Origin of the sequence: Pseudomonas putida, assembly GCF_002025705.1 — a bacterium.
Classification (GTDB): Bacteria; Pseudomonadota; Gammaproteobacteria; order Pseudomonadales; family Pseudomonadaceae; genus Aquipseudomonas; species Aquipseudomonas putida_J.
Window position 1 is genome coordinate 1,060,836 of sequence record NZ_CP018846.1, and the last position, 20,607, is coordinate 1,081,442.

Genomic DNA, 20,607 nt, shown 5'->3' on the forward strand with positions numbered 1-20,607 from the left:
CGGAAGTGGTCAGCTGGCGCTGACCTTCAGGCCGATCAGGCCGCAGACGATCAGCGCCACACTGACCAGTCGCACCAGGGCCATGGATTCACCGAACAGGATGATCCCGGCGATCACAGTGCCAACTGCGCCCACGCCAGTCCAGATGGCATAGGCGGTGCCCAGCGGCAGCTCCTTCATGGCCAGGCCCAGCAGGCCCAGGCTGATGACCATGGCGCCGACGGTAAGCACAGTGGGGAGTGGGCGGGTGAAGCCGTCGGTGTACTTCAGGCCGACAGCCCAGCCTACCTCGAACAGGCCGGCGAAAAACAGGATGATCCAGGACATGATGCGTCTCCATCGTTGCGAATGATGGGGCCGTCCCCGGGATGGTCACGCGGTGCGTCGTGAGGTCGTCCTCACAGTGGCCATCAGGGTACACATCAATGCCTGGCTGGCTCAACCTCTTCTATGGGGGCCGATGAATCCTCCATCCTGCGGAACCAGGTCGACAGCAGCGCCCCGGAAATGTTGTGCCAAACGCTGAACAGCGCACTCGGCACTGCCGCCAGCGGGGAGAAGTGCGCCGCCGCCAATGCCGCCCCCAATCCCGAGTTCTGCATCCCCACCTCAAGCGCCAGCGACTTGCGCTGGGCCAACGGCAGCTTGCAGAGTCGGCCAGTAAGGTAACCCAGCAGATAGCCGAAGGTGTTGTGCAGCATCACCACCGCCATGATCAGCAGGCCCGACTCGGCGATCTTGGCCTGGCTGGCCGCTACCACCGCGCAGACGATCATCACGATGCTCACCACCGACACCAGCGGCAGCACCTGCACCGCCATCTGCACCCGTGCACCCAGCAGGCGCTGGGCCAGCACGCCGAGCACGATCGGCAGCATCACCAGCTGCAGGATCGACCAGAACATGTCCATGAAGGATACCGGCAGCCAGGCAGAGGCCAGGAACCAGATCAGCGCCGGGGTCAGCAGCGGGGCAAGCAGGGTGGTCACTGCGGCGATCGCCACTGCCAGTGCCAGGTCGCCCTTGGACAGCCAGACCATCACGTTCGACGCCGTGCCGCTCGGGCAACAGCCGACCAGGATCACGCCCACGGCGATTTCCGCCGGCAGGTGGAACAGCTGGCACAGCAACCAGGCCATGCCCGGCATGATCACGAAGTGCGCCACCACGCCAAGGGCCACTCGCCAGGGCTGGCGGGCGAGGGCGGCGAAGTCGTCGAGCTTGAGGGTCAGGCCCATGCCGAACATCACCAGGCCCAGCAGCGGCACGATGGCGACCTTGAGGGCGATGAACCACTGGGGTTGCAGGAAGGCCAGTACAGCGAACACCAACACCCACAGGGCGAAGGTGTTGCCGACGAAGCGGCTGAGGGCGGCGAGGGCGCGCATGGGGCAATTCCTTTTCTATTTATAGCTTTATGAATTTCACTGGCCCCTTCGCGGCGGTTCGACGCTTCGACAAGCCCGCTCCCACAGGTATCGCCACAGTATTCGAGCCTGTGGTGATCCCTGTGGGAGCGGGCTTGCCCGCGAAGAGGCCGGTCCTGGCTAGCGCTTTGAATCAGGCCAGCACCGGTCTTTCAAACCACCTCAGACCCCTTGCGGAATCTCCTCCCCACCCAGCGCTTCGAACAGCACCGGCAGGAATTCGGCAAAGGTCATCATCATCAGCTGGAAGCTGGCATCGAACTGCTGCGCGGCTTCATCACCACCGTCCTGTTCGGCCTGTTCCTGCAGCAGCTCTTCGAACTTCAGGCGTTTGATCACCATCTTGTCGTCGAGCACGAACGACAGCTTGTCCTGCCAGGCCAGGGCCAGCTGGGTGACCACCTTGCCGGTGCTCAGGTGCAGCTGGATTTCCTCGCTGGTCAGGTCCTGGCGTTTGCAACGCACGATGCCGCCGTCTTCGGCGGTGTCACGCAGTTCGCACTCGTCCAGTACATAGAAGCCTTCGGCAGCCTGTTGCGACTTGACCCAGTCGGTCATGGTCGCGGTCGGGGCGATCTTCACCGTGGCCGGGCGCACCGGCAGCGAGCCCATCACTTCACGCAGGGTCGACAGCAGGTCTTCGGCGCGCTTGGCGCTGGCCGAGTTGACCAGGATCATCCCCAGGCGCGGGGCGATGGCGGCGAAGATCATCGAGCGGCGGATGAACGCGCGCGGCAGGAACGCCTGGATGATCTCGTCCTTGATCTGGTCGCGCTCTTTTTTGTAGACCTTGCGCATCTGCTCGGTCTCGATCTCTTCGACCTTTTCCTTCACTGCATCGTTGACCACGCTGCTCGGCAGGATGCGTTCTTCCTTGCGCGCGGCCACCAGCAGGAACTCGCCGCTGACGTGCACCAGGGGAGCGTCTTCGCCCTTGCCGAACGGCGCGACGAAACCGTAGGTGGTCAGCTCCTGGCTGGCGCAGGGGCGGGCCGGCTTGGAGGCCAGGGCGGCTTCCAGCGCTTCAGCCTCGAACGGTACTTCCTGGGTCAGGCGGTAGGACAGCAGGTTCTTGAACCACATGAGGGGCAATCTCTCCTTAATGCATAAGGCGGGCATTATTCTCCGAGCAGTGCTCCGAGGCCAGCCCTGTCATAGGGCCAGCAGGGTCATATAAGGAAAGAAAAGCCCCGGCTGCGCTAGGTCTTTGAAAGGGCTGGGTTTTTTTTTTGAAAAAAGTTTAAAAAGTGCTTGCCAGGGTAGCAGCTCGTCCGTAGAATGCGCGCCACACCGAGACGAAGGGTGATTAGCTCAGCCGGGAGAGCATCTGCCTTACAAGCAGAGGGTCGGCGGTTCGATCCCGTCATCACCCACCACTCGATGTATAGCGCAGCGGTAGTTCAGTCGGTTAGAATACCGGCCTGTCACGCCGGGGGTCGCGGGTTCGAGTCCCGTCCGCTGCGCCATATTCCACTTCCAGGGCCCACTGAACACCCGGAAGTAACAGAGAAAGCGACCTTAGGGTCGCTTTTTTTGTGCCTGAAATTTGTGGCTGATAATTTTTGCGAAAAAGTTGCATCAATGGCTTGCCAGGCTTCTGGTTCGTCCGTAGAATGCGCGCCTCACCGAGACGAATGGGTGATTAGCTCAGCCGGGAGAGCATCTGCCTTACAAGCAGAGGGTCGGCGGTTCGATCCCGTCATCACCCACCACTCGTTGAATAGCGCAGCGGTAGTTCAGTCGGTTAGAATACCGGCCTGTCACGCCGGGGGTCGCGGGTTCGAGTCCCGTCCGCTGCGCCATATTCCGCTTCCAGGGCCCACTGAACACCCGGAAGCCACAAAGAAAGCGACCTTAGGGTCGCTTTTTTTGTTTCTGCATTCTGAATAATTGCGGCGCCTGGTCGCAAAGGGGCGCAAAGCGCCCCCAGCAATCTCAGCGATTACGCTCCTCTTCGCGCAACGTCAGCACCTCGACCCCATCCTCGGTCACCGCCACCGTGTGCTCCCACTGCGCCGACAGGCAATGGTCCCGGGTAATCACCGTCCAGCCATCCTTCAGCGTTCGCGTCCCGCGCCCACCCTGGTTGATCATCGGCTCGATGGTAAACACCATCCCCGGCTGCAACTTCATGCCCATGCCGCGCTGGCCGAAATGCAGTACTTCGGGGCCTTCGTGCATCTGCTGGCCGATACCATGCCCGCAGTATTCGCGTACCACACTGTAGCCAGCCGCTTCGGCATGGGCCTGGATGGCATGGCCGATATCACCCAGTGTCGCCCCGGGGCGTACCTGCTCGATGCCTTTCCACAGTGCGTCGTAGGTGGTGTCGACCAGCCTTTGCGCGTCTTCACTGATCGGCCCGATGCTGTACATCTTCGACGAGTCGGCAATGTAGCCGCCCTGTTCCAGGGTGATGTCGACGTTGATGATCGAGCCTTCCTTCAGCACTTCATCGGCCTTGGGGATGCCGTGGCAGACCACGTGGTCCACCGACGTGTTGAGCGAGTAGGGGAAACCGTACTGGCCCTTGCTGGCCGGGCGGGCCTTGAGCGTATCGACAATGAATGCTTCGGCGCGGTCGTTGATCTGCATCGTGGTCACGCCGGGGCGGATGAAACCGTCGAGTTCGGCAAACACCTGGGCCAACAGCTGGCCGGCGTTGCGCATCAGTTCGAGTTGGGCGGGGGTCTTGAGGATCACCTTGGACATGGAGTGCGGGCTGTAGCTCTTGCTGGAAATTGCCCCAGCATAGCGCCATGGGTCATGTGCTTGCCACCGCGTGGTGCGCGGAGCTCTTGTGGGAGCGGCCTTGTGTCGCGAAAGGGCCGCAAAGCGGCCCCAGGATTTTTGCGGTATCGCTTGAGTTGCTGGGGCCGCTCTGCGGCCCTTTCGCGACACAAGGTCGCTCCCACAAGGGCTGGCCCGCTAATTGCTGAATGACCGCTATCCAGGGCTATCAACGTCGACAGCCCGAAAACCTCACGACAAAGGCGCCGTGTTGCCCCGCTTGCCCAGCAAGTAGGAGCAGCCGGCGCCTTTTTGCGTTCCTGAAAGAGGAGACCGCCCATGACCACCCGCGAAATACGCAGCGTCTGCCCCTACTGTGGCGTCGGTTGCGGCATCGTCATGAGCGTCGCCGACGGCAAGGTCGTCAAGATCAGCGGCGACAAGCAGCACCCGAGCAACTTCGGCCGCCTGTGCACCAAGGGCCTCACCGCGCACCTGCCGCTGACCGCCGCCGGGCGCCTGGAAGACGCCTACGTTCGCCAGCAACGCAGCCAGCAACCGGCACGCAGCAGCATGGACCAGGCCATTGCCCAGGCCGGCGAGCGCTTGCGCGGCATCATCGAACAGCACGGCCCGGACTCGGTGGCGCTCTATGTGTCCGGTCAGATGTCACTGGAGGCCCAGTACCTGGCCAACAAGCTGGCCAAGGGCTTTATCCGCACCCGTCATATCGAGTCCAATTCGCGGCTGTGCATGGCCAGCGCCGGCAGTGGCTACAAGCTGTCGCTCGGTGCCGACGGCCCGCCCGGCAGCTACCAGGATTTCGAACGCGCTGATGTGTTCCTGGTGATCGGCGCGAACATGGCCGACTGCCACCCAATCCTGTTCCTGCGCCTGCTCGACCGGGTCAAGGCCGGCGCCAGGCTGATCGTCGTCGACCCGCGGCGCACCGCTACCGCCGACAAGGCCGACCTGTTCCTGCAGGTGCGCCCCGGCAGTGACCTGGCCCTGCTCAACGGCCTGCTGCACCTGCTGCATGACAACGGCCATACCGATCCTGACTTCATCGCCCGTCACACCGAAGGCTGGGACGAGCTGCCGGCGTTCCTTGACGATTACACCCCTGAACGTGTGGCCGCCATGACCGGCCTGAGTGAAGCCGACATCCGCCAGGCCGCAGAATGGATCGGCACCGCCGGGGAGTGGATGAGCTGCTGGACCATGGGCCTCAACCAGAGCGTCCACGGCACCTGGCACAGCAACGCCATCTGCAACCTGCACCTGGCCACCGGCGCCATCTGCCGCCCGGGCAGCGGGCCGTTTTCGCTGACCGGCCAGCCCAATGCCATGGGCGGCCGCGAGATGGGCTACATGGGCCCGGGCCTGCCGGGGCAGCGCTCGGCCTTGGTGGCCGCGGACCGCGCCTTTGTCGAGCAGCAGTGGGGCTTGCAACCGGGCAGCCTGCGCAGCGAAGGCGGCGAGGGCACGATCGCACTGTTCGAGCAGATGAAAGCAGGCGAGGTGAAAGCCTGCTGGGTCATCTGCAGCAACCCGGTGGCCAGCGTCGCCAACCGCCAACAGGTAATTGACGGCCTGCGCCAGGCCGAGCTGGTGATCACCCAGGACGCCTTCCTCGACACCGAGACCAACCGCTACGCCGATATTCTGCTGCCCGCTGCGCTATGGGCCGAAGGCGAGGGCGTGATGATCAACAGCGAGCGCAACCTGACGCTGATGCCACGCGCGGTCCAGGCACCGGGCCATAGCCTGGCGGATTGGCAGATCATCGCCCGGGTCGCCTGCGCCATGGGCTACGCCGACGCTTTCGACTACCCCAACGCCGAGGCGGTGTACGACGAGATCCGGCGCTTCTGGAACCCGGCCACCGGCTACGACCTGCGCGGGATCGGCTATGAGCAATTGCGCGACAGCCCACGGCAGTGGCCCTGCGCACCCGGCCACGCAGGTGACCGCAGCCCGCTGCGTTACCTGAACGATGGCAGCAGTCAGCAACTGTGGCGCGATGCCGAGGGCAACCTGCCTGAACTGGCGTTCCCCACCGCCAGCGGCAAGGCGCGCTTCTTCGCTCGGCCCTGGCTGCCAGCGCCCGAACTGCCGGACGCCGACTACCCGTGGGTGCTCAATACCGGCCGTGTGCAGCACCAGTGGCACACCTTGACCAAGACCGGCAAGGTTCCGGCGCTGAACAAGCTGGAGCCCGGCCCCTTTGTTGAAGTCCACCCCGAAGATGCCGCCCGCCTGGGCATCGCCGACAAGGACCAGGTCGCCATTCGCTCGCGGCGCGGCCAGGCCGTGTTGCCAGCGCGCATCAGCGACCGGGTCATGCCCGGCAACTGCTTTGCCCCGTTCCACTGGAACGACCTGATCGGCGAGCAATTGGCGATCAATGCCGTGACCTGTGATGCAGTCGACCCGCTGTCGCTGCAGCCGGCGTTCAAACATTGCGCCGTGGCCCTGGAGCGGGTCGCTGGCGAGCGCATAGATGCCCTTGAGCTGAATACCACTATTCCGGAGCCTGCCCGCATGCCGACCGCGACCCTGTCCCGCCTGCTTGGCCTGGACACCTTGCCAGCCCCGGTGCTGGCCGATGACGAGCGTCATTACTTGCAAGGCTTTCTGCTCGGCCTCGATCAGACGCGTGCCGAGGGTGTACCCAGCCTGCCGGCCAGCGCGCCGCTGGCCGCATCCCGGCGGCTGTTCGTAGATGGCTTGTTGGCTGGTCTGTTCGCGCAGCCAGCAGCCACGCCGGTTATCACGATGCCGCGCCATCAGGTGCTGTGGGCGTCGCAGACGGGCAATGGCGAGGGGCTTGCCCAGCGGTGTGCCGAGCGTCTGCGTGGCGCTGGCCTTGAGGTGCAGCTCAGCTGCATGGAGGCGGTAAGCCCCAGCCAGCTGCAAGGCGCGGCCAGTGTGGTGCTGATCACCAGCACCTTCGGTGACGGTGACGCGCCCGACAGTGCCAAGGCGTTCTGGCAGGCGCTGCAAGGCGAGCAGGGTGCCTGCTGCGCGCTGCTGCCTTATGCCGTGCTGGCCCTGGGCGACTCCAGCTACGACCAGTTCTGCGGCTTTGGCCGCAAGCTCGACCAGCGCCTGGCCGAACTGGGTGGGCGCCGCTTGCTGCAACGGGTCGATTGCGAACCGGATTTTGATGACGCCTTCGCCGGCTGGCTCGAAGCCCTGTTGCCGGAGCTCGGCGGCACGGGCACTTCGGCAGCGGTCAGTGAACCAGCACCCATAGCGAACTACAGCAAGCAACAACCGTGGTCGGCCCCGCTGCTTGCAAACCAACTGCTCAACGGCCCGGGGGCGAGCAAGGAAACCCGCCAGTTGGTATTCGACCTGTCCGGCAGCGGTTTCACCTATGCAGCCGGTGATGCCTTGGGCGTATGGCCGCGCAACTGCCCGGCGCTGGTCGAGGAGCTGCTGGCGCTGACGCACCTCGATGGCACGGCGTTGGTGGAATTGAAAGGGCGGCCTGCGATGCCACTGGCCGAGGCCCTGGAAGCGCATCTGGACATCGCCAAGGTCACTCCGCAGCAACTGCAGGCGTTCAGCGCGCATGCCGCCGACCTGCAGCGCCTGCTGCAGCCCGAGTGCAAGGCCGAACTGCAGGACTGGCTGTGGGGGCGGCAGTTGGTCGATGTGCTGCGTGCGTTCCCTCAGCAATTGCCGCTGGATGCCTGGCTCGGCTTGCTCAAGCCGTTGCAGCCGCGCCTGTATTCGATCAGCTCCAGCCCGTTGGCTCATCCGGATCAGGTGCACCTGACCGTTTCCACCGTGCGCTACGGCGAGCGCAAAGGGGTTTGTTCAACGTTCCTCGCTGACCGGACGCAGGCGTTGAAGGTGGCGATCTTCCCGCAGGTATCGAAGCACTTTCGCCTGCCCGAGGACAACGACGTGCCAGTGATCATGGTCGGGCCCGGCACCGGTGTCGCGCCGTTCCGTGCCTTCCTTGAAGAGCGCGAGGCGCGGGGTGCCAAAGGGCCTAACTGGCTGTTCTTCGGCGAGCAGTATGCGGCCACGGATTTCTACTATCAGGAACAGCTTCAGGCCTGGCAGGCGGTCGGGCATCTGCGCCTGGACACGGCGTTCTCGCGGGACCAGGCCGAGAAGATCTACGTGCAGCAACGCATGCTGGAGCAAGGCGCGCAGCTGTGGCAATGGCTGGAGGCGGGGGCGTACTTCTATGTCTGTGGCGATGCCCAGCGCATGGCCAAGGATGTGGATGCGGCGTTGCGTGAGGTGATCGCCGTGCATGGCAAGGTGGATGCGGATGCCTATGTCGAAGCATTGAGCAAGGCCAGGCGGTATCGGCGTGATGTGTATTGAAGTGCCCCAGGATGGTGAGCTCTGCACTTGAAATGTGCATTGGTAGCACTGGCACCTTCGCGGGCAAACCCGTACCCACAAGTGCTTGAGACCAGTGGAGGCCTTGTGGGAGCGGGTTTACCCGTGAAGAGGCCGGCACAGGTAACAGGCTTGGCACAGTCCCTGCTAGATCTCTGTTACAACAAAGCCCACTGATCAACGGCGATCAACCCGGGCCCCCACCGTGATGAATACAGGCAAAGGCGCCTGGAGCTTCGGCTCCAGGCGCTTTTTTTTTGATCGAGGATCGGCTTATGAAGGCAACAGCGAGCGGGCAACGAGAGCGACTGGTCATCGTCGGCAACGGCATGGTCGGCCACCATTGCGTCGAGCAACTGGTCGAACGCGGCGCGCTCGGGCGCTTCGAGCTGCACGTATTCGGCGAAGAGCGCCAACGTGCATACGACCGCGTGCACCTGTCGGAGTATTTCGCCGGCAGCTGTGCCGAGACCTTGGCCCTCTGTGGGCAGGACTACTACGGCAACAGCGGCGTGCACCTGCACCTGGGCGAAGCGGTGCTGGAAATCGACCGCGAACGCTGCGAAGTGGTGACTGCCGAGGGCCGCTACGGCTACGACCAGTTGGTCCTGGCCACCGGTTCCTACCCGTTCGTGCCCCCGATCGAAGGCTCAAGCGGCAATGCTCGCCTGGTTTATCGCACCCTCGACGACCTTGATGCCATTCGCGCCGCAGCAGGCGCAGCGCGCCGTGGCGTGGTGGTCGGAGGCGGCCTGCTCGGCCTGGAAGCTGCCAACGCGCTGAAGTCCCTCGGCCTGGAGGCGCACGTGGTGGAGTTTGCCCCGCGGCTGATGCCGGTGCAGCTGGACGGTGAGGGCGGCGCCGCGCTCAAGGCGCAGATCGAAGCGCTGGGTGTGGGCGTGCACCTGTCGCGCGCCACCCAGTCGATCAGCGCCGGTGAGGCCTACCGCTACCGCATGAATTTCGACGGCGGCGAACACCTGGAAACCGACCTGATCGTGTTCTCCGCCGGTATTCGCCCGCAAGACGCCCTGGGCCGTGCCAGCGGCCTGGAAATCGCCCCGCGCGGTGGCGTGGTGATCGACAACCACTGCCGCAGCAGCGACCCACGCATTTTCGCCATCGGTGAATGCGCCTCGTGGAACGGCAGCGTGTTCGGCCTGGTTGCCCCGGGCTACAGCATGGCGCGCAACCTGGCAGCGTTGCTGATGGGCGAAGCCGCCAGCGAATTCACCGGTGCCGACATGTCGACCAAGCTCAAGTTGCTGGGCGTGGATGTCGGCTCCATTGGCGATGCCCACGGCGCCACACCGGGTTCGCGCAGCTACCGTTTCATCGACGAGGCCAACAGCGCCTATCGCCGCCTGGTCGTGGATGCCAGCGGCAAGCACGTGCTCGGTGCAGTGCTGGTGGGCGACAACAGCTACTACGACACCCTGCTGCAGTACGCGCAGAACGGCATCGTTTTGCCGGCCGACCCTGCAGCGCTGATCCTGCCGCAAGGTGGTGGCGCACCGGCCCTCGGTGCCGACGCCCTGCCCGATAGCGCAACCATCTGCTCGTGCCACAACGTCAGCAAGGGCGCGGTGTGCGCGGCCATCGACAGTGGCTGCGGCGACCTCGCTGCGGTCAAAGGCTGCACCAAGGCGGCCAGCGGCTGCGGCGGCTGTGCGGCGTTGCTCAAGCAGGTGTTCGAACACGAACTCACTGCACGCGGCGTGGTTGTCGACAAGAGCCTGTGCGAACACTTCGCCTACACCCGTCAGGAGCTCTACGGGCTGGTGCGGGTCGAAGGCATCCGCAGCTTCAACGAGTTGCTCGAACGCCACGGCAAGGGCCATGTCGGCTGCGACATCTGCAAGCCGGCGGTGGGCTCGATCCTCGCCTCATGCTGGAACCAGCCGATCATGGACCCGGCGCTGGTCCCGCTGCAGGACACCAACGACACCTTCATGGCCAACATGCAGAAGAACGGCACCTATTCGGTGGTGCCCCGCATCCCTGGCGGCGAGATCACCCCAGAGAAGCTGATCGTGATCGGCCAGGTGGCGAAAAAGTACGACCTCTACACCAAGATCACCGGCGGCCAGCGCATCGACCTGTTCGGCGCCCAGCTGCACGAGTTGCCGCTGATCTGGGGTGAGCTGATCGCGGCCGGTTTCGAGACCGGCCATGCCTACGGCAAGTCGACCCGTACCGTGAAGTCATGCGTGGGCAGCACCTGGTGCCGTTACGGCGTGCAAGACAGCGTTGGCATGGCGCTGCGCCTGGAGGACCGCTACAAGGGCCTGCGCAGCCCGCACAAGCTCAAGTTCGCCGTCTCCGGCTGCACCCGCGAGTGCGCCGAGGCACAGAGCAAGGACATCGGCGTCATCGCCACCGACAAGGGCTGGAACCTTTACATCTGTGGCAACGGCGGCATGCGCCCACGGCACGCCGAGCTGTTCGCTACCGACCTGGATGACGAAACCCTGGTGCGCCTGATCGACCGCGTGCTGATGTTCTACATCCGCACAGCCGACAAGCTGCAGCGCACTTCGGTCTGGCGCGAAAGCCTGGAAGGTGGCCTGGATTACCTCAAGCAGGTGGTGCTCGACGACAGCCTGGGCCTGGCGGCCGAGCTGGAGGCGCAGATGCAGCATGTGGTCGACCAGTATGAGTGCGAATGGGCCAACGCCCTCAACGACCCCGAGAAGCTCAAGCGCTTCCGTACCTTCGTCAACGACCAACGCGCCGACCCGGACGTGCACTTCGTGCGCGAACGCGAACAACGCCGGCCGGTTGCACCCCTGCACCTGATTCCAACCGTCGAGGAGGCTGTCTGATGAACCTGTCCAATGTTGCTGTGAAAACCCAAGAGAACTGGCAGGCGGTATGCCAAACCGAAGACCTGGTGGCCGACTCGGGCGTGGTGGTGTGGCTTGACGGTGCCCAGGTAGCACTGTTCTACCTGCCCGCGCTGGAGCAAAGCCTGTATGCGGTGGACAACCGCGATCCGCGGTCGGGGGCCAATATCATCGGGCGTGGGCTTGTCGGTAGCCTGCAGGGGGAACTGGTGGTAGCGGCGCCGCTGTACAAGCAGCACTTCAGCCTGCAAAGCGGGGCTTGCCTGGAAGATGCCGGGCAGCGGTTGCGGGTGTGGCCGGTGCGGATGAATGGCGGCGCTGTGGAGCTGGCGGTGGCCTGATAATTTGCTGGGGGGCGCTTTGCGCCCCTTTCGCGACACGAGGCCGCTCCTACAGGGGAAGGCGAACTCATGTAGGAGCGGCCTTGCCGGGGCGCCGGACCGGTCGGAAAGGGCTGCAGAGCAGCCCCAGGATCTTGCGTCAGATAACCAACCCCTGCGGCTTGCGCCCGGCAAACACATCCACCAGGCTGGCCACCACCATCTCGCCCATGCGCGTGCGGGTCTGCACCGTGGCGCTGGCGCGATGCGGCTGCAGCACCACATCCTCACGCCCGAACAAGGCCTCGGGCGCCCGGGGTTCATCGGCAAACACGTCCAGCGCCGCGCCGGCGATCTCCCCGGCCTCCAGCGCCGCGATCAACGCCGGCTCATCCACCAGCTTGCCGCGCGCGATATTGATCAGATACCCCTCGGCCCCCAGCGCTTGCAGGACTTCGCGATTGATCAGCGCTTCGCCTTTGTCGGCGGCCGCCGCCAGAATCAGCGCATCGCTGTCCTTGGCCAACTGCACGAGATCCGCCTCGAAGCCGTAAGGCACTTCCAGTGCCTGCAGGTCGGTGTAGCGGATCGGGCAACCGAATGCCGCTGCCCGTTGAGCCACTGCACGGCCGACACGGCCCATGCCGACGATGCCTACGCGCATGCCCGACACCTGGCGGGCCAGCGGCAGTGGTGCCAACGGTGTGGCGCTGGTGGCCCATAGGCCTGCGCGCACGAAACGGTCACCCGTGCAGATACCCCGGCACAAGCCGATCAGCAGGCCGATGGCGAGGTCGGCGACATCTTCGGTGAGGGCGCCGATGGTGGCGGTAACCTGGATACCACGGTCGCGGGCGTAGGCGAGATCCACCGCATCGGTGCCGACGCCATTGACCGCGATCACTTCAAGGTTGGGCAGGCGCGCCATCAGCGCCTGGCTGATACCGGTGTGGCCACCGGTGATCACGCCGCGAATGTGGCTGGCATGCTGGCTGACAAAGGCGTCCTTGTCGGCCTGTTCGTAGTAACGGTGCACGGTGAACAGCTGTTCCAGCCGCTCACGGATTTGCGGGATGAGGATCGGGCTCAGTTGCAGGACTTCGGGTTTCATCGGTCACTCCATCAGAATCAGCGGTCAGCCACGGCCAACGAACGGCATGTTGCTGGCCATCACGGTCATGTTCAGTACGTTGGCGTCCAGCGGCAGGGCGGCGATGTAGCGCACCGCATCGGCCACATGACGCACGTCAAGCATGGGCTCGGCAGCGATCTCGCCATTGGCCTGGCGCACACCACGGGTCATGCGCTCGGACAACTCGGTCAGGGCGTTGCCGATGTCCACCTGGCTGCAGACGATGTTGTACGGCCGGCCATCCAGCGCCAGTGCCTTGGTCAGGCCCAGTACCGCGTGCTTGCTGGCGGTGTAGGGGGCGGTGAACGGGCGTGGGGTGTGCGCCGAGATCGAGCCGTTGTTGATGATCCGCCCACCTTGCGGCTGCTGGCGGCGCATCAGGCCGAAGGCGGCGCGGGCGCACAGGAACACGCCGTCGACGTTGGTGGCGATGACGTTGCGCCAGTTCTCCAGCGGCAGCTCGTCGACCGGTACGGCGGGGGCATTGATGCCAGCGTTGTTGAAGATCACATCAAGGCGGCCGTGCACCTCTTCGATGGTGGCGAACAGGTGCGCGACGCTTTGTTCATCGCGCACGTCGGTGGGCACGGCCAGGGCTTCACCGCCCGCTGCCAGCGCCTGCTCAACCACCGCTTGCAGCGGCTCTGCGCGGCGCCCGGCGAGGACCAGGCTGAAGCCGTCCTCCAGCAAGGCGAGGGCGACGGCGCGGCCGATGCCGCTGCCAGCGCCGGTGACCAGGGCGATTTTCTTGTTCTGATTCATGTTGGAGCTCCGCAAGGTTCAGGCTGCGTTGGCTGTTTGCCCGGCAGGGCGGGGGCCGACGCGCAGGTGCAGTTCGCCGATGCCGTCGATGCCGGCGTGGATCGTGTCGCCCGGGTTCAGTGGCGCGACGCCGGGTGGGCTGCCGGTCATGATCAGGTCGCCCGGGCGCAGTGGTAGCTGGCGGGACAGCCGGCTGATCACCTCGGCCAGAGCCCAGGTCTGCTGGCTCAGGTGGGCGCGCTGGCGCTCCTGGCCATTGACCTGCAGCCACAGCGAGGCATCCAGTGGCCAGGGGCATTCGCTGGCGGGGACGATGGCAGTCATTGGTGCCGAGGCTTCGAACACCTTGGCACCTTCCCAGGGCAGGCCCTCGGCCTTGGCCTTGCGCTGGTGATCGCGGCGGGTCATGTCGAGGCCAGCGGCAAAGCCGAACACGTGTTCCAGGGCATGTTCCGGGGCAATGTCGGCCCCACCCTTGGCGATGGCGGCTACCAGCTCGATTTCGTGGCAGAACTCATCGGTCTGCGGCGGGAAGGGCAGTTCCCCTTGCGCCTCGACCACATTGCTCGCCGGTTTCATGAAGAACACAGGCTCTTGTGGCGCCGGCCCGTAAGCTTCCGGCCAAGGGTAGTTGCGGCCCAGGCAGAACACCCGGCCGACCGGGAAGCGCGCAGCGCTGCCGCGGATCGGCAGGCTGACGATGGCCGGCGGGTTGAACAGGTAGGTCATGGGTGAATCCTCCGTACTGGAGTGGCCAGCGTAAGTCAGAGGCTGGCCGGCAAAGTTGGACGAAAACGGGGTTGGCTTGGACTATCCAAGTAACCTGCGCCGGCCTCTTCGCGGCTAAAGCCGCTCCTACAGAAACAGCGCTGTTCTCAGGTTTGGAGCTATTCCTGTAGGAGCGGCTTTAGCCGCGAAGGGGCCGGCAAGGCCAATGCATTGCTTGGATCAGGCTGCAGTTTTCAGCTCGATGCGGTACAGCTTGCCGAGCAGCAGCGAGTAGGACAGGGTGCCCATCAACGCGACCCCACCGATGAACCAGAACGCCATGGCAAACGAGCCGCTGGCATGCACGATCGCGCCAATCACGATCGGCGTGACGATGCCGCCGATGTTCGCCGCGAGGCTGGTGACCCCGCCGGTCAGGCCGATCAGTTGCTTGGGCGCCACTTCCGACACTGCTGCCCACGACGCCGAGGCGATGCCCTGGGCGAAGAACGCCAGGGTGAGGATGGCGATGCACAGCACATTGGAGTCGGTGAAGTTCACCAGCACGATCGACATGCCCAGCATCGAACCCACCACCAGCGGCAGCTTGCGGGCGAACGACAGCGAGTAGCCCTTGCGGATCAGCAGGTCCGAGACGATCCCCGCCAGAAGGATGCCGACCGTGGCACCAATGAATGGCATGACCGCGAAGATGCCGACCTTGATCAAGGTCAGCTGGCGCTCTTCGATCAGGTAGGTGGGGAACCAGGTGAGGAAGAAGTACAGCGCCGAGGTGCTGGCGAACTTGCCCAGGCAGATGGCCCAGACCTGGCGATAGCGGAACAGCTCGGCGACCTGGCGCCAGTCGAAGCGGGTGCGCTCCTGGCTGCTCTTCACCAGCCCGCCGCCCTCTTCGATGTAGGCCAGCTCTTCCTTGCTGACCTTCTTGCAGTTCAGCGGGTCGCGGTACAGCCACAGCCACACCGCGCCGAACAGGATGCCGACCAGGCCGGTGCTGTAGAACACGTGGCGCCAGTCATAGGTGGTCGCCAGCCACAGTAGGGCGCCGGTGAACAGCGCGGTGCCCAGGTACTGGCCGCACACGTAGATGCTGCTGGCCATGCCGCGTTCGCGGGCGGGGAACCACACCGTGACCGCGCGGCTGTTGGCCGGGAACGCCGGGGCCTCCATGGCCCCGACTGCCAGGCGCAGGCCGAACAGCGAAGCGAAGCCGCTTGCCAGGCCTTGGGCCACGGTGACTGCCGACCAGCTGATCAGCGATACGCCGTAGGTCAGGCGCGAACCGAAACGGTCGGCGATGAAGCCGGCAGGTACCAGGGCCAAGGCGTAGGTCCAGGCGAAGGCGGAGAAGATCAGGCCCATCTCGACCTTGTCCAGGCCCAGGTCCTTGGCCATGAACGGCGCTGCGATGGAAATGTTCACCCGGTCGACGTAGTTGATGATGGTCGCCACCAGCAGCAGCGACAGCATGAACCAGCGGCGGCGGGTGGGCAGGCGCTGGGCAGGGGCCGCGTCCAGCGCGTACGACGACGCGGCGCGGGGGGTAGGCGTGCTCGACATGAGTCGACCTCGTTTGTTGTTGTTGGTAGAGGTTGGGCTGCAGTCCCTTTTCTAAAGTGGTCGTACAACATTTCGAATGCAACGGTTGTTTTAGACCGTTTTTTTCACACGAGGCGGGGTATGGCGGCCCTGTCCAAGAAAATCAGCGGGCGGGGTTTTACTCGGTTTTCTTGCGGAATGTCGCGATTTTGGCGGGTTGCGCGGATTTTTGGTTGCACTGTTTTTTGTAGAAGGGTTTAAATTGCCAAGTCTAGACATCGTACAACATGGCTTTGCCTGTCCAGGCCTCTTCGCGGGCAGCGCCACACACAGATTGGAGCAAGCCGAATGCCCCCCAAACGCGAGGTCCCGACCTACGTCATGCAGCAGCGCAGCGAGCTGATGGATTTCTACATCCGCGACCAGCGCGGCCGCCCCGCCGAGATCGCGCCACATCGTCACGAGTACTTCCAGATCCAGGTCAACTTGGGTGGTGACACGGTGCAGCACATCGGCAGCGTGCAGCGCCCCTTCCCGCGCAACACCCTGGCTTTCATCCTGCCGCACCGGGTGCATGTGATTCCGCACCCGGCCGACAGCGACTTCGTGGTGATCAATTTTTCCCAGACATTCTTGCTGCCGCACCTGGCCTGCGACCCGATGGACCTGGAAGAGGTATCGATCCTGCAGGCGCCGGAACTGTCACCGTTCCGCTTCCAGGAGCATCTCGATTTCTGTCTCGATGAGGCCGACTTCGCCGAGGTGCGGCAGCTCCTCGAACGCATGCGGGCGCTGGACGGCAACCGCCGCTTCGGGAGCCGCGAAATGCTCAAGGGCCTGTTGCTGCAGCTGATCGGCCAGGTCTGCGGCCTGTACGCCGAGCCGCTGCGCGAACTGGCCGACAGCAATGCCGCCCAGCTCAGCCGCCGCGCCGCGCTGGGCCGCATGAGCGAGTACCTGCGACGGCATATCGACGACCCCGACCTGAACCTGCAGAAAGTCGCCGCCGCTACCTACCTGTCGCCGACCTACCTGACCCACTGGTTGCGCAAGGAAATCGGCAAGACCTTCAGCGAGCTGGTACTGGAGCGGCGCATGCACACTGCGCGCAACTACCTGCTCAATGGCAGCCGCCCGGTGGGCGAGGTGGCGCGGCTTTGTGGCTTCGCCGACGAAGCCTACTTCTCCCGGCGCTTCCGCCAGATTCACGGCCTGCCACCGGGGCAGTTCCGCCGCCAGCAGCGCGACCCGGATACGCCGCAGGTGGCGATGCGGTAAGCTTGCCGGCATGAACCTCGACACCCGCATCAAGTACCGCCACCTGCTGTGTTTCCTGGAGATTGCCCGGCAGGGCAGCCTGGCCAGGGCTGCCGATATTCTGGCGATCAGCCAGCCAGCGATTTCCAAGACCCTCAAGGAGCTTGAGGACCTGCTCGAAGCGCGCCTGTTCGAGCGCAGCCGCCAGGGCGTCGAGCTGACCCCGGCCGGCACCCGCTTCATGCGTTATGCCGGGCCCAGCGTGCAGGCACTGCGCGATGGCGTCAGCAGCCTGCGCGGTGAAGCGCGGGCACCGTCGCAGGTGCGCATTGGCGTGCTGTCGACGGTCGAGGGGCTGCTGATGCCCGAGGTGCTGTGCCGCCTGCATCAGCGCCACGACGCTTTGGTGATCAGCGTGGTGACTGGGGTCAGTGCGCAATTGCTCGGGCAACTGCACCTGGGCGAGCTGGAACTGGTGGTCGGGCGCATGACCGACAGCCCGCAGATTCAGGGGTTGTCATTCGAGCACCTGTACAGCGAGTCCATGGCCGTGGTCGTGCGCCCCGGCCACCCCTTGCTCGCGAGCGCACCCGTGGAGCGGCAGCGGGTCGGGCAGTATCCGTTGGTGCTGCCACCACCGGGCACCACCATCCGCCAGCATGCTGACAGCCTGTTCGTGCAATGCGGTATCCAGATGCCGGCGCAGCGCCTGGAGACCTTGTCGCTGGCGTTGAGCCGGCGATATCTGCTGGGCAGTGATGCATTGTGGGTGGCGCCGCGTGATGCGGTACTGCTCGACTTGCGCCGAGGGGAATTGGCGGAGCTCGACCTGGGCGTGAGTGAACCGGGTGGTTCGGTGGGGATCTGCCGCAACGCCGCCTTGCCGTTGAGCTTGCCGGGGCAATGGGTTTGCGAGGTGCTGCGTGAGCTTGCCGAGCAGTATCGCGAGGGGCGATACCCTTGAGGAGCAGGGGACAATCTCACCTCGCACCACCTCAGAACCCGCAGAAATAAAAAGCCACAAAAACCAGGAAAACCCGCCACAAAGGGTCAATACTGGCCAATGGCTGTAAAGCTTCCATGAAGAAGCCTTTACCTACTGAACTTCCTTATAAAAACCCGCTCTTATGCCGGTAGCCATTGGTGATGGCCGCCTGATAAGCTCGCGGCTTTACCCTGATTGCCCTTATGGCGCATGAACAAGGAAATAGCATGAAACAGCATCGTCTGGCGGCTGCGGTTGCCCTGGTAGGCCTGGTACTGGCTGGCTGTGATCAACAAGCCAGCAGCCCCGAGCTGAAGACTCCGGCACAGAAAGCCTCCTACGGTATCGGCCTGAACATGGGCAAGAGCCTGGCTCAGGAAGGCATGGAAGACCTTGATTCGAAAGCGGTCGCCCTCGGCATCGAAGACGCCGTTGGCAAGAAGGAGCAACGCATCAAGGACGAAGAGCTGGTAGAAGCCTTCACCGCGCTGCAGAAGCGCGCTGAAGAGCGCCTGGCCAAGGCCAGCGAAGAAGCCGCCAGCGCTGGCAAGAAATTCCTCGAAGAAAACGCCAAGAAACCTGGCGTGGTCACCACCGCCTCGGGCCTGCAGTACGAAGTGGTGAAGAAGGCCGACGGCCCACAGCCGAAGCCGACCGACGTGGTCACCGTTCACTACGAAGGCAAGCTGATCGATGGCAAGGTGTTCGACAGCTCGGTCGAGCGTGGCAGCCCGATCGACCTGCCAGTCAGCGGTGTGATCCCAGGCTGGGTCGAAGGCCTGCAACTGATGCACGTTGGCGAGAAGTACAAGCTGTTCATCCCGGCTGAGCTGGCCTACGGTGCCCAGAGCCCGAGCCCGCTGATCCCGGCCAACTCGGTCCTGGTGTTCGACCTGGAACTGATCGCCATCAAAGACCCGGCCCAGCTGCAAGGTGGCGAAGCGCCGGAAGCTGAAGCCCCGGCCGAAGCACCTGCCAAGTAATACTGCCGGTACCTGCACAACGCCCCGTTCTGACGGGGCGTTGTCGTTTCTGGGTGATCATTTGCCGAACCTCATGCGGCTGGCATTGTCCGAGCAAGAGCAGTGTGAAGAAGCCGGAAGCTTCTGACGCAAATCGTTTGCGGATCTGAAACGACTGTGTAAAAAACGCCCGATCTGACCGGGGCCCTTGCCTTGTGGGCGCCTGCCGTCTCAAACTTCGCCCTGTTCACAAGGTTATCCACAATAAATGTGGATAACCTGTCCCTGCCGGAGGCTCCATGAGCGCACCCTGGAATTTTGCCCGTTTCCTGCCCCTGGCCGAGCGCCTGCTCAGTCGTGGCCGGTTGCCGGCCTTGCTGTTCGCAGTGGCCCGCAAAGGCCCGCGCATCGGCCAGTTGCGCGACGACGTCAAGCTGCTGCAGTCGCTGTGCCTGGCCTGGTGGCGCGGTGAGTATCGAGCCATCAGCCCCAAGGCGCTGGTGACCATCGTCGCGGGCCTGCTGTACTTCGTCAGCCCTATCGACGCCATCCCTGACTGGATCCTGGGTGTCGGCTTTCTCGATGACATTGCCGTGCTGGGCTGGGTACTGAAGACCGTGGCCGATGAACTGGCGCGCTTCAAGGCCTGGCGCGACAGCCAGGCGCCTGAGCGCCTGCGGGTGGTCGAACGCCTGCCAGATACCCCTCAAGCGCTGCGCCTGGAGCGCAATACGCACTGAAAAAGAGCAAGTCCCCACAGACTCCCGCGCTTGGTAATATAATTGGCATAAGCGTTATGCCTACGGATTACATGCGGTAATCCTTACGTAAGGGGGTTGTAATGGGTATTCAGGTTATTAGCCGGGACGGTCAGCCCGAGTACGCAGTCGTGCCCTGGGAGCAATATCAGGCGCTGCTCAAGGCAGCCGGGCAGGCACCCGCCGAGGTGGTTGCCGAGTCCGCGCAACAGAGCACCCCGCCAGCCAGCCTGCCAGCGTTCAGTGAAGTAGCTCAATTGCGCCAGGCCAAAGGCATCGCTCCTGAGCAGTTGGCGCGTAATGTCGGGGTCAGCCCGGCTTACCTGGCCATGATCGAATCGGGCGAGCGCCAGCCGGATGCTGCGATCCGCCGTGCCCTGGCCTGGCATCTGGGGGTGGCTGGCTGGAGCGAGCCGTCATGAGCCAGGTCAGGATCAGCCGTCAGCATTGGCAAAACCTGCTGGACGAGCTTGACCTGGCCCGCCGTCAACGCCACCTGCTCACCTACCGTGCGCTGATCGAGCGCCTGCAGTTGCCCAGCCCGGCCATGCAGACCCTGACCGCCGCGCTGGAATACCTCGCCGTGCTCGATGCCCGTGCCGAGCAGCCGCTGCGCAGCTCGTTGGTGATCAGCCAGGGTGCCAGCCGTTTGCCGCGCACCGGCTTTTTCGAATGCGTGGAGCGCCTGGGGCGCTTCTCGGGGCCGGTCGATGGCATGGAGGCGGCGTCCTGGCATGCCTCCGAGGTTGTCAGGGTGTTCGAGTACAGCTATCCCGAGACGGCCTGATGCAT

Annotated in this window: 17 protein-coding genes and 4 tRNA genes; 13 read left to right on the forward strand and 8 right to left on the reverse strand. The window is 64.2% G+C overall.

Annotated elements, in window-relative coordinates:
• Nucleotides 1-9: 9 nt before the first annotated feature.
• The 3 genes from sugE to rdgC form a co-directional block, all read right to left on the reverse strand.
• On the reverse strand, nt 10-327 hold the full coding sequence (gene sugE, locus BUQ73_RS04885) for a quaternary ammonium compound efflux SMR transporter SugE (protein ID WP_054900524.1): 318 nt from the start codon (nt 325-327) through the stop codon (nt 10-12).
• Nucleotides 328-422: 95 nt separating this feature from the next.
• A complete protein-coding gene (locus BUQ73_RS04890; protein WP_079226902.1) occupies nt 423-1,388 on the reverse strand; it encodes a bile acid:sodium symporter family protein in 966 nt (321 codons plus the stop codon).
• A gap of 201 nt (nt 1,389-1,589) precedes the next feature.
• Nucleotides 1,590-2,510, reverse strand: coding sequence for a recombination-associated protein RdgC (gene rdgC, locus BUQ73_RS04895; protein ID WP_079226903.1), 921 nt, complete (start codon nt 2,508-2,510; stop codon nt 1,590-1,592).
• A 217-nt stretch (nt 2,511-2,727) separates the two neighbouring features.
• Here rdgC and BUQ73_RS04900 point away from each other — a divergent pair.
• From BUQ73_RS04900 to BUQ73_RS04915, 4 genes are all read left to right on the forward strand, one after another.
• A tRNA-Val gene (locus tag BUQ73_RS04900) sits at nt 2,728-2,803 on the forward strand.
• A gap of 13 nt (nt 2,804-2,816) precedes the next feature.
• Nucleotides 2,817-2,893: transfer RNA gene (locus tag BUQ73_RS04905), tRNA-Asp, on the forward strand.
• Between the two features lie 170 nt (nt 2,894-3,063).
• Nucleotides 3,064-3,139, forward strand: a tRNA-Val gene (locus tag BUQ73_RS04910).
• Nucleotides 3,140-3,152: 13 nt separating this feature from the next.
• A tRNA-Asp gene (locus BUQ73_RS04915) sits at nt 3,153-3,229 on the forward strand.
• A 133-nt stretch (nt 3,230-3,362) separates the two neighbouring features.
• On the opposite strand, the gene map is transcribed toward BUQ73_RS04915, so the two are convergent.
• Nucleotides 3,363-4,139: a type I methionyl aminopeptidase gene (gene map / locus BUQ73_RS04920; RefSeq protein ID WP_079226904.1), complete on the reverse strand. Its 777-nt coding sequence runs from the start codon at nt 4,137-4,139 to the stop codon at nt 3,363-3,365.
• 357 nt (nt 4,140-4,496) lie between these two features.
• Here map and BUQ73_RS04925 point away from each other — a divergent pair, with 357 nt between their 5' ends.
• From BUQ73_RS04925 to nirD, 3 genes are all read left to right on the forward strand, one after another.
• Complete coding sequence (locus BUQ73_RS04925; protein ID WP_079226905.1) at nt 4,497-8,507, forward strand: bifunctional nitrate reductase/sulfite reductase flavoprotein subunit alpha; 4,011 nt, start codon at nt 4,497-4,499, stop codon at nt 8,505-8,507.
• Between the two features lie 293 nt (nt 8,508-8,800).
• On the forward strand, nt 8,801-11,350 hold the full coding sequence (gene nirB / locus BUQ73_RS04930) for a nitrite reductase large subunit NirB (protein WP_079226906.1): 2,550 nt from the start codon (nt 8,801-8,803) through the stop codon (nt 11,348-11,350).
• Nucleotides 11,350-11,712: a nitrite reductase small subunit NirD gene (gene nirD / locus BUQ73_RS04935; protein WP_079226907.1), complete on the forward strand. Its 363-nt coding sequence runs from the start codon at nt 11,350-11,352 to the stop codon at nt 11,710-11,712. Before nirB ends, nirD begins: the two co-directional genes overlap by 1 nt.
• 139 nt (nt 11,713-11,851) lie before the next feature.
• On the opposite strand, the gene BUQ73_RS04940 is transcribed toward nirD, so the two are convergent.
• The 4 genes from BUQ73_RS04940 to BUQ73_RS04955 form a co-directional block, all read right to left on the reverse strand.
• The gene (locus tag BUQ73_RS04940) at nt 11,852-12,802 is read right to left on the reverse strand and encodes a 2-hydroxyacid dehydrogenase (RefSeq protein WP_079226908.1); all 951 of its coding nucleotides are present in this window, start codon (nt 12,800-12,802) and stop codon (nt 11,852-11,854) included.
• A 24-nt stretch (nt 12,803-12,826) separates the two neighbouring features.
• Entirely contained in the window at nt 12,827-13,585 is a 759-nt protein-coding gene (locus BUQ73_RS04945; protein ID WP_079226909.1) for an SDR family oxidoreductase, read from the reverse strand.
• 18 nt (nt 13,586-13,603) lie between these two features.
• Nucleotides 13,604-14,314, reverse strand: a complete 711-nt coding sequence (locus tag BUQ73_RS04950) for a fumarylacetoacetate hydrolase family protein (protein ID WP_079226910.1) — start codon at nt 14,312-14,314, stop codon at nt 13,604-13,606.
• A gap of 219 nt (nt 14,315-14,533) precedes the next feature.
• Nucleotides 14,534-15,874: an MFS transporter gene (locus BUQ73_RS04955; RefSeq protein WP_079226911.1), complete on the reverse strand. Its 1,341-nt coding sequence runs from the start codon at nt 15,872-15,874 to the stop codon at nt 14,534-14,536.
• Nucleotides 15,875-16,201: 327 nt separating this feature from the next.
• Between BUQ73_RS04955 and BUQ73_RS04960 the strand changes: the two genes are divergently transcribed.
• The 6 genes from BUQ73_RS04960 to BUQ73_RS04985 all read left to right on the forward strand — a co-directional run bounded on the left by BUQ73_RS04960 (nt 16,202) and on the right by BUQ73_RS04985 (nt 20,602).
• The gene (locus tag BUQ73_RS04960) at nt 16,202-17,131 is read left to right on the forward strand and encodes a helix-turn-helix transcriptional regulator (RefSeq protein ID WP_079226912.1); all 930 of its coding nucleotides are present in this window, start codon (nt 16,202-16,204) and stop codon (nt 17,129-17,131) included.
• Nucleotides 17,132-17,141: 10 nt separating this feature from the next.
• Nucleotides 17,142-18,074, forward strand: a complete 933-nt coding sequence (gene pcaQ / locus BUQ73_RS04965) for a pca operon transcription factor PcaQ (protein WP_027918133.1) — start codon at nt 17,142-17,144, stop codon at nt 18,072-18,074.
• Nucleotides 18,075-18,322: 248 nt separating this feature from the next.
• Nucleotides 18,323-19,078, forward strand: a complete 756-nt coding sequence (locus BUQ73_RS04970) for an FKBP-type peptidyl-prolyl cis-trans isomerase (RefSeq protein WP_027918134.1) — start codon at nt 18,323-18,325, stop codon at nt 19,076-19,078.
• 278 nt (nt 19,079-19,356) lie between these two features.
• Nucleotides 19,357-19,797: a YkvA family protein gene (locus tag BUQ73_RS04975; RefSeq protein ID WP_079226913.1), complete on the forward strand. Its 441-nt coding sequence runs from the start codon at nt 19,357-19,359 to the stop codon at nt 19,795-19,797.
• A 101-nt stretch (nt 19,798-19,898) separates the two neighbouring features.
• A complete protein-coding gene (locus BUQ73_RS04980) occupies nt 19,899-20,237 on the forward strand; it encodes a helix-turn-helix domain-containing protein (protein WP_079226914.1) in 339 nt (112 codons plus the stop codon).
• A complete protein-coding gene (locus BUQ73_RS04985) occupies nt 20,234-20,602 on the forward strand; it encodes a hypothetical protein (RefSeq protein WP_027918137.1) in 369 nt (122 codons plus the stop codon). Before BUQ73_RS04980 ends, BUQ73_RS04985 begins: the two co-directional genes overlap by 4 nt.
• Nucleotides 20,603-20,607 lie beyond the last annotated feature (5 nt).

Coding starts and splice junctions, on each gene's coding strand:
- sugE (WP_054900524.1), bottom strand. CDS start 327: ATGTCCTGGATCATCCTGTTTTTCGCCGGCCTGTTCGAGGTAGGCTGG.
- BUQ73_RS04890 (WP_079226902.1), bottom strand. CDS start 1,388: ATGCGCGCCCTCGCCGCCCTCAGCCGCTTCGTCGGCAACACCTTCGCC.
- rdgC (WP_079226903.1), bottom strand. CDS start 2,510: ATGTGGTTCAAGAACCTGCTGTCCTACCGCCTGACCCAGGAAGTACCG.
- map (WP_079226904.1), bottom strand. CDS start 4,139: ATGTCCAAGGTGATCCTCAAGACCCCCGCCCAACTCGAACTGATGCGC.
- BUQ73_RS04925 (WP_079226905.1), top strand. CDS start 4,497: ATGACCACCCGCGAAATACGCAGCGTCTGCCCCTACTGTGGCGTCGGT.
- nirB (WP_079226906.1), top strand. CDS start 8,801: ATGAAGGCAACAGCGAGCGGGCAACGAGAGCGACTGGTCATCGTCGGC.
- nirD (WP_079226907.1), top strand. CDS start 11,350: ATGAACCTGTCCAATGTTGCTGTGAAAACCCAAGAGAACTGGCAGGCG.
- BUQ73_RS04940 (WP_079226908.1), bottom strand. CDS start 12,802: ATGAAACCCGAAGTCCTGCAACTGAGCCCGATCCTCATCCCGCAAATC.
- BUQ73_RS04945 (WP_079226909.1), bottom strand. CDS start 13,585: ATGAATCAGAACAAGAAAATCGCCCTGGTCACCGGCGCTGGCAGCGGC.
- BUQ73_RS04950 (WP_079226910.1), bottom strand. CDS start 14,314: ATGACCTACCTGTTCAACCCGCCGGCCATCGTCAGCCTGCCGATCCGC.
- BUQ73_RS04955 (WP_079226911.1), bottom strand. CDS start 15,874: ATGTCGAGCACGCCTACCCCCCGCGCCGCGTCGTCGTACGCGCTGGAC.
- BUQ73_RS04960 (WP_079226912.1), top strand. CDS start 16,202: ATGCCCCCCAAACGCGAGGTCCCGACCTACGTCATGCAGCAGCGCAGC.
- pcaQ (WP_027918133.1), top strand. CDS start 17,142: ATGAACCTCGACACCCGCATCAAGTACCGCCACCTGCTGTGTTTCCTG.
- BUQ73_RS04970 (WP_027918134.1), top strand. CDS start 18,323: ATGAAACAGCATCGTCTGGCGGCTGCGGTTGCCCTGGTAGGCCTGGTA.
- BUQ73_RS04975 (WP_079226913.1), top strand. CDS start 19,357: ATGAGCGCACCCTGGAATTTTGCCCGTTTCCTGCCCCTGGCCGAGCGC.
- BUQ73_RS04980 (WP_079226914.1), top strand. CDS start 19,899: ATGGGTATTCAGGTTATTAGCCGGGACGGTCAGCCCGAGTACGCAGTC.
- BUQ73_RS04985 (WP_027918137.1), top strand. CDS start 20,234: ATGAGCCAGGTCAGGATCAGCCGTCAGCATTGGCAAAACCTGCTGGAC.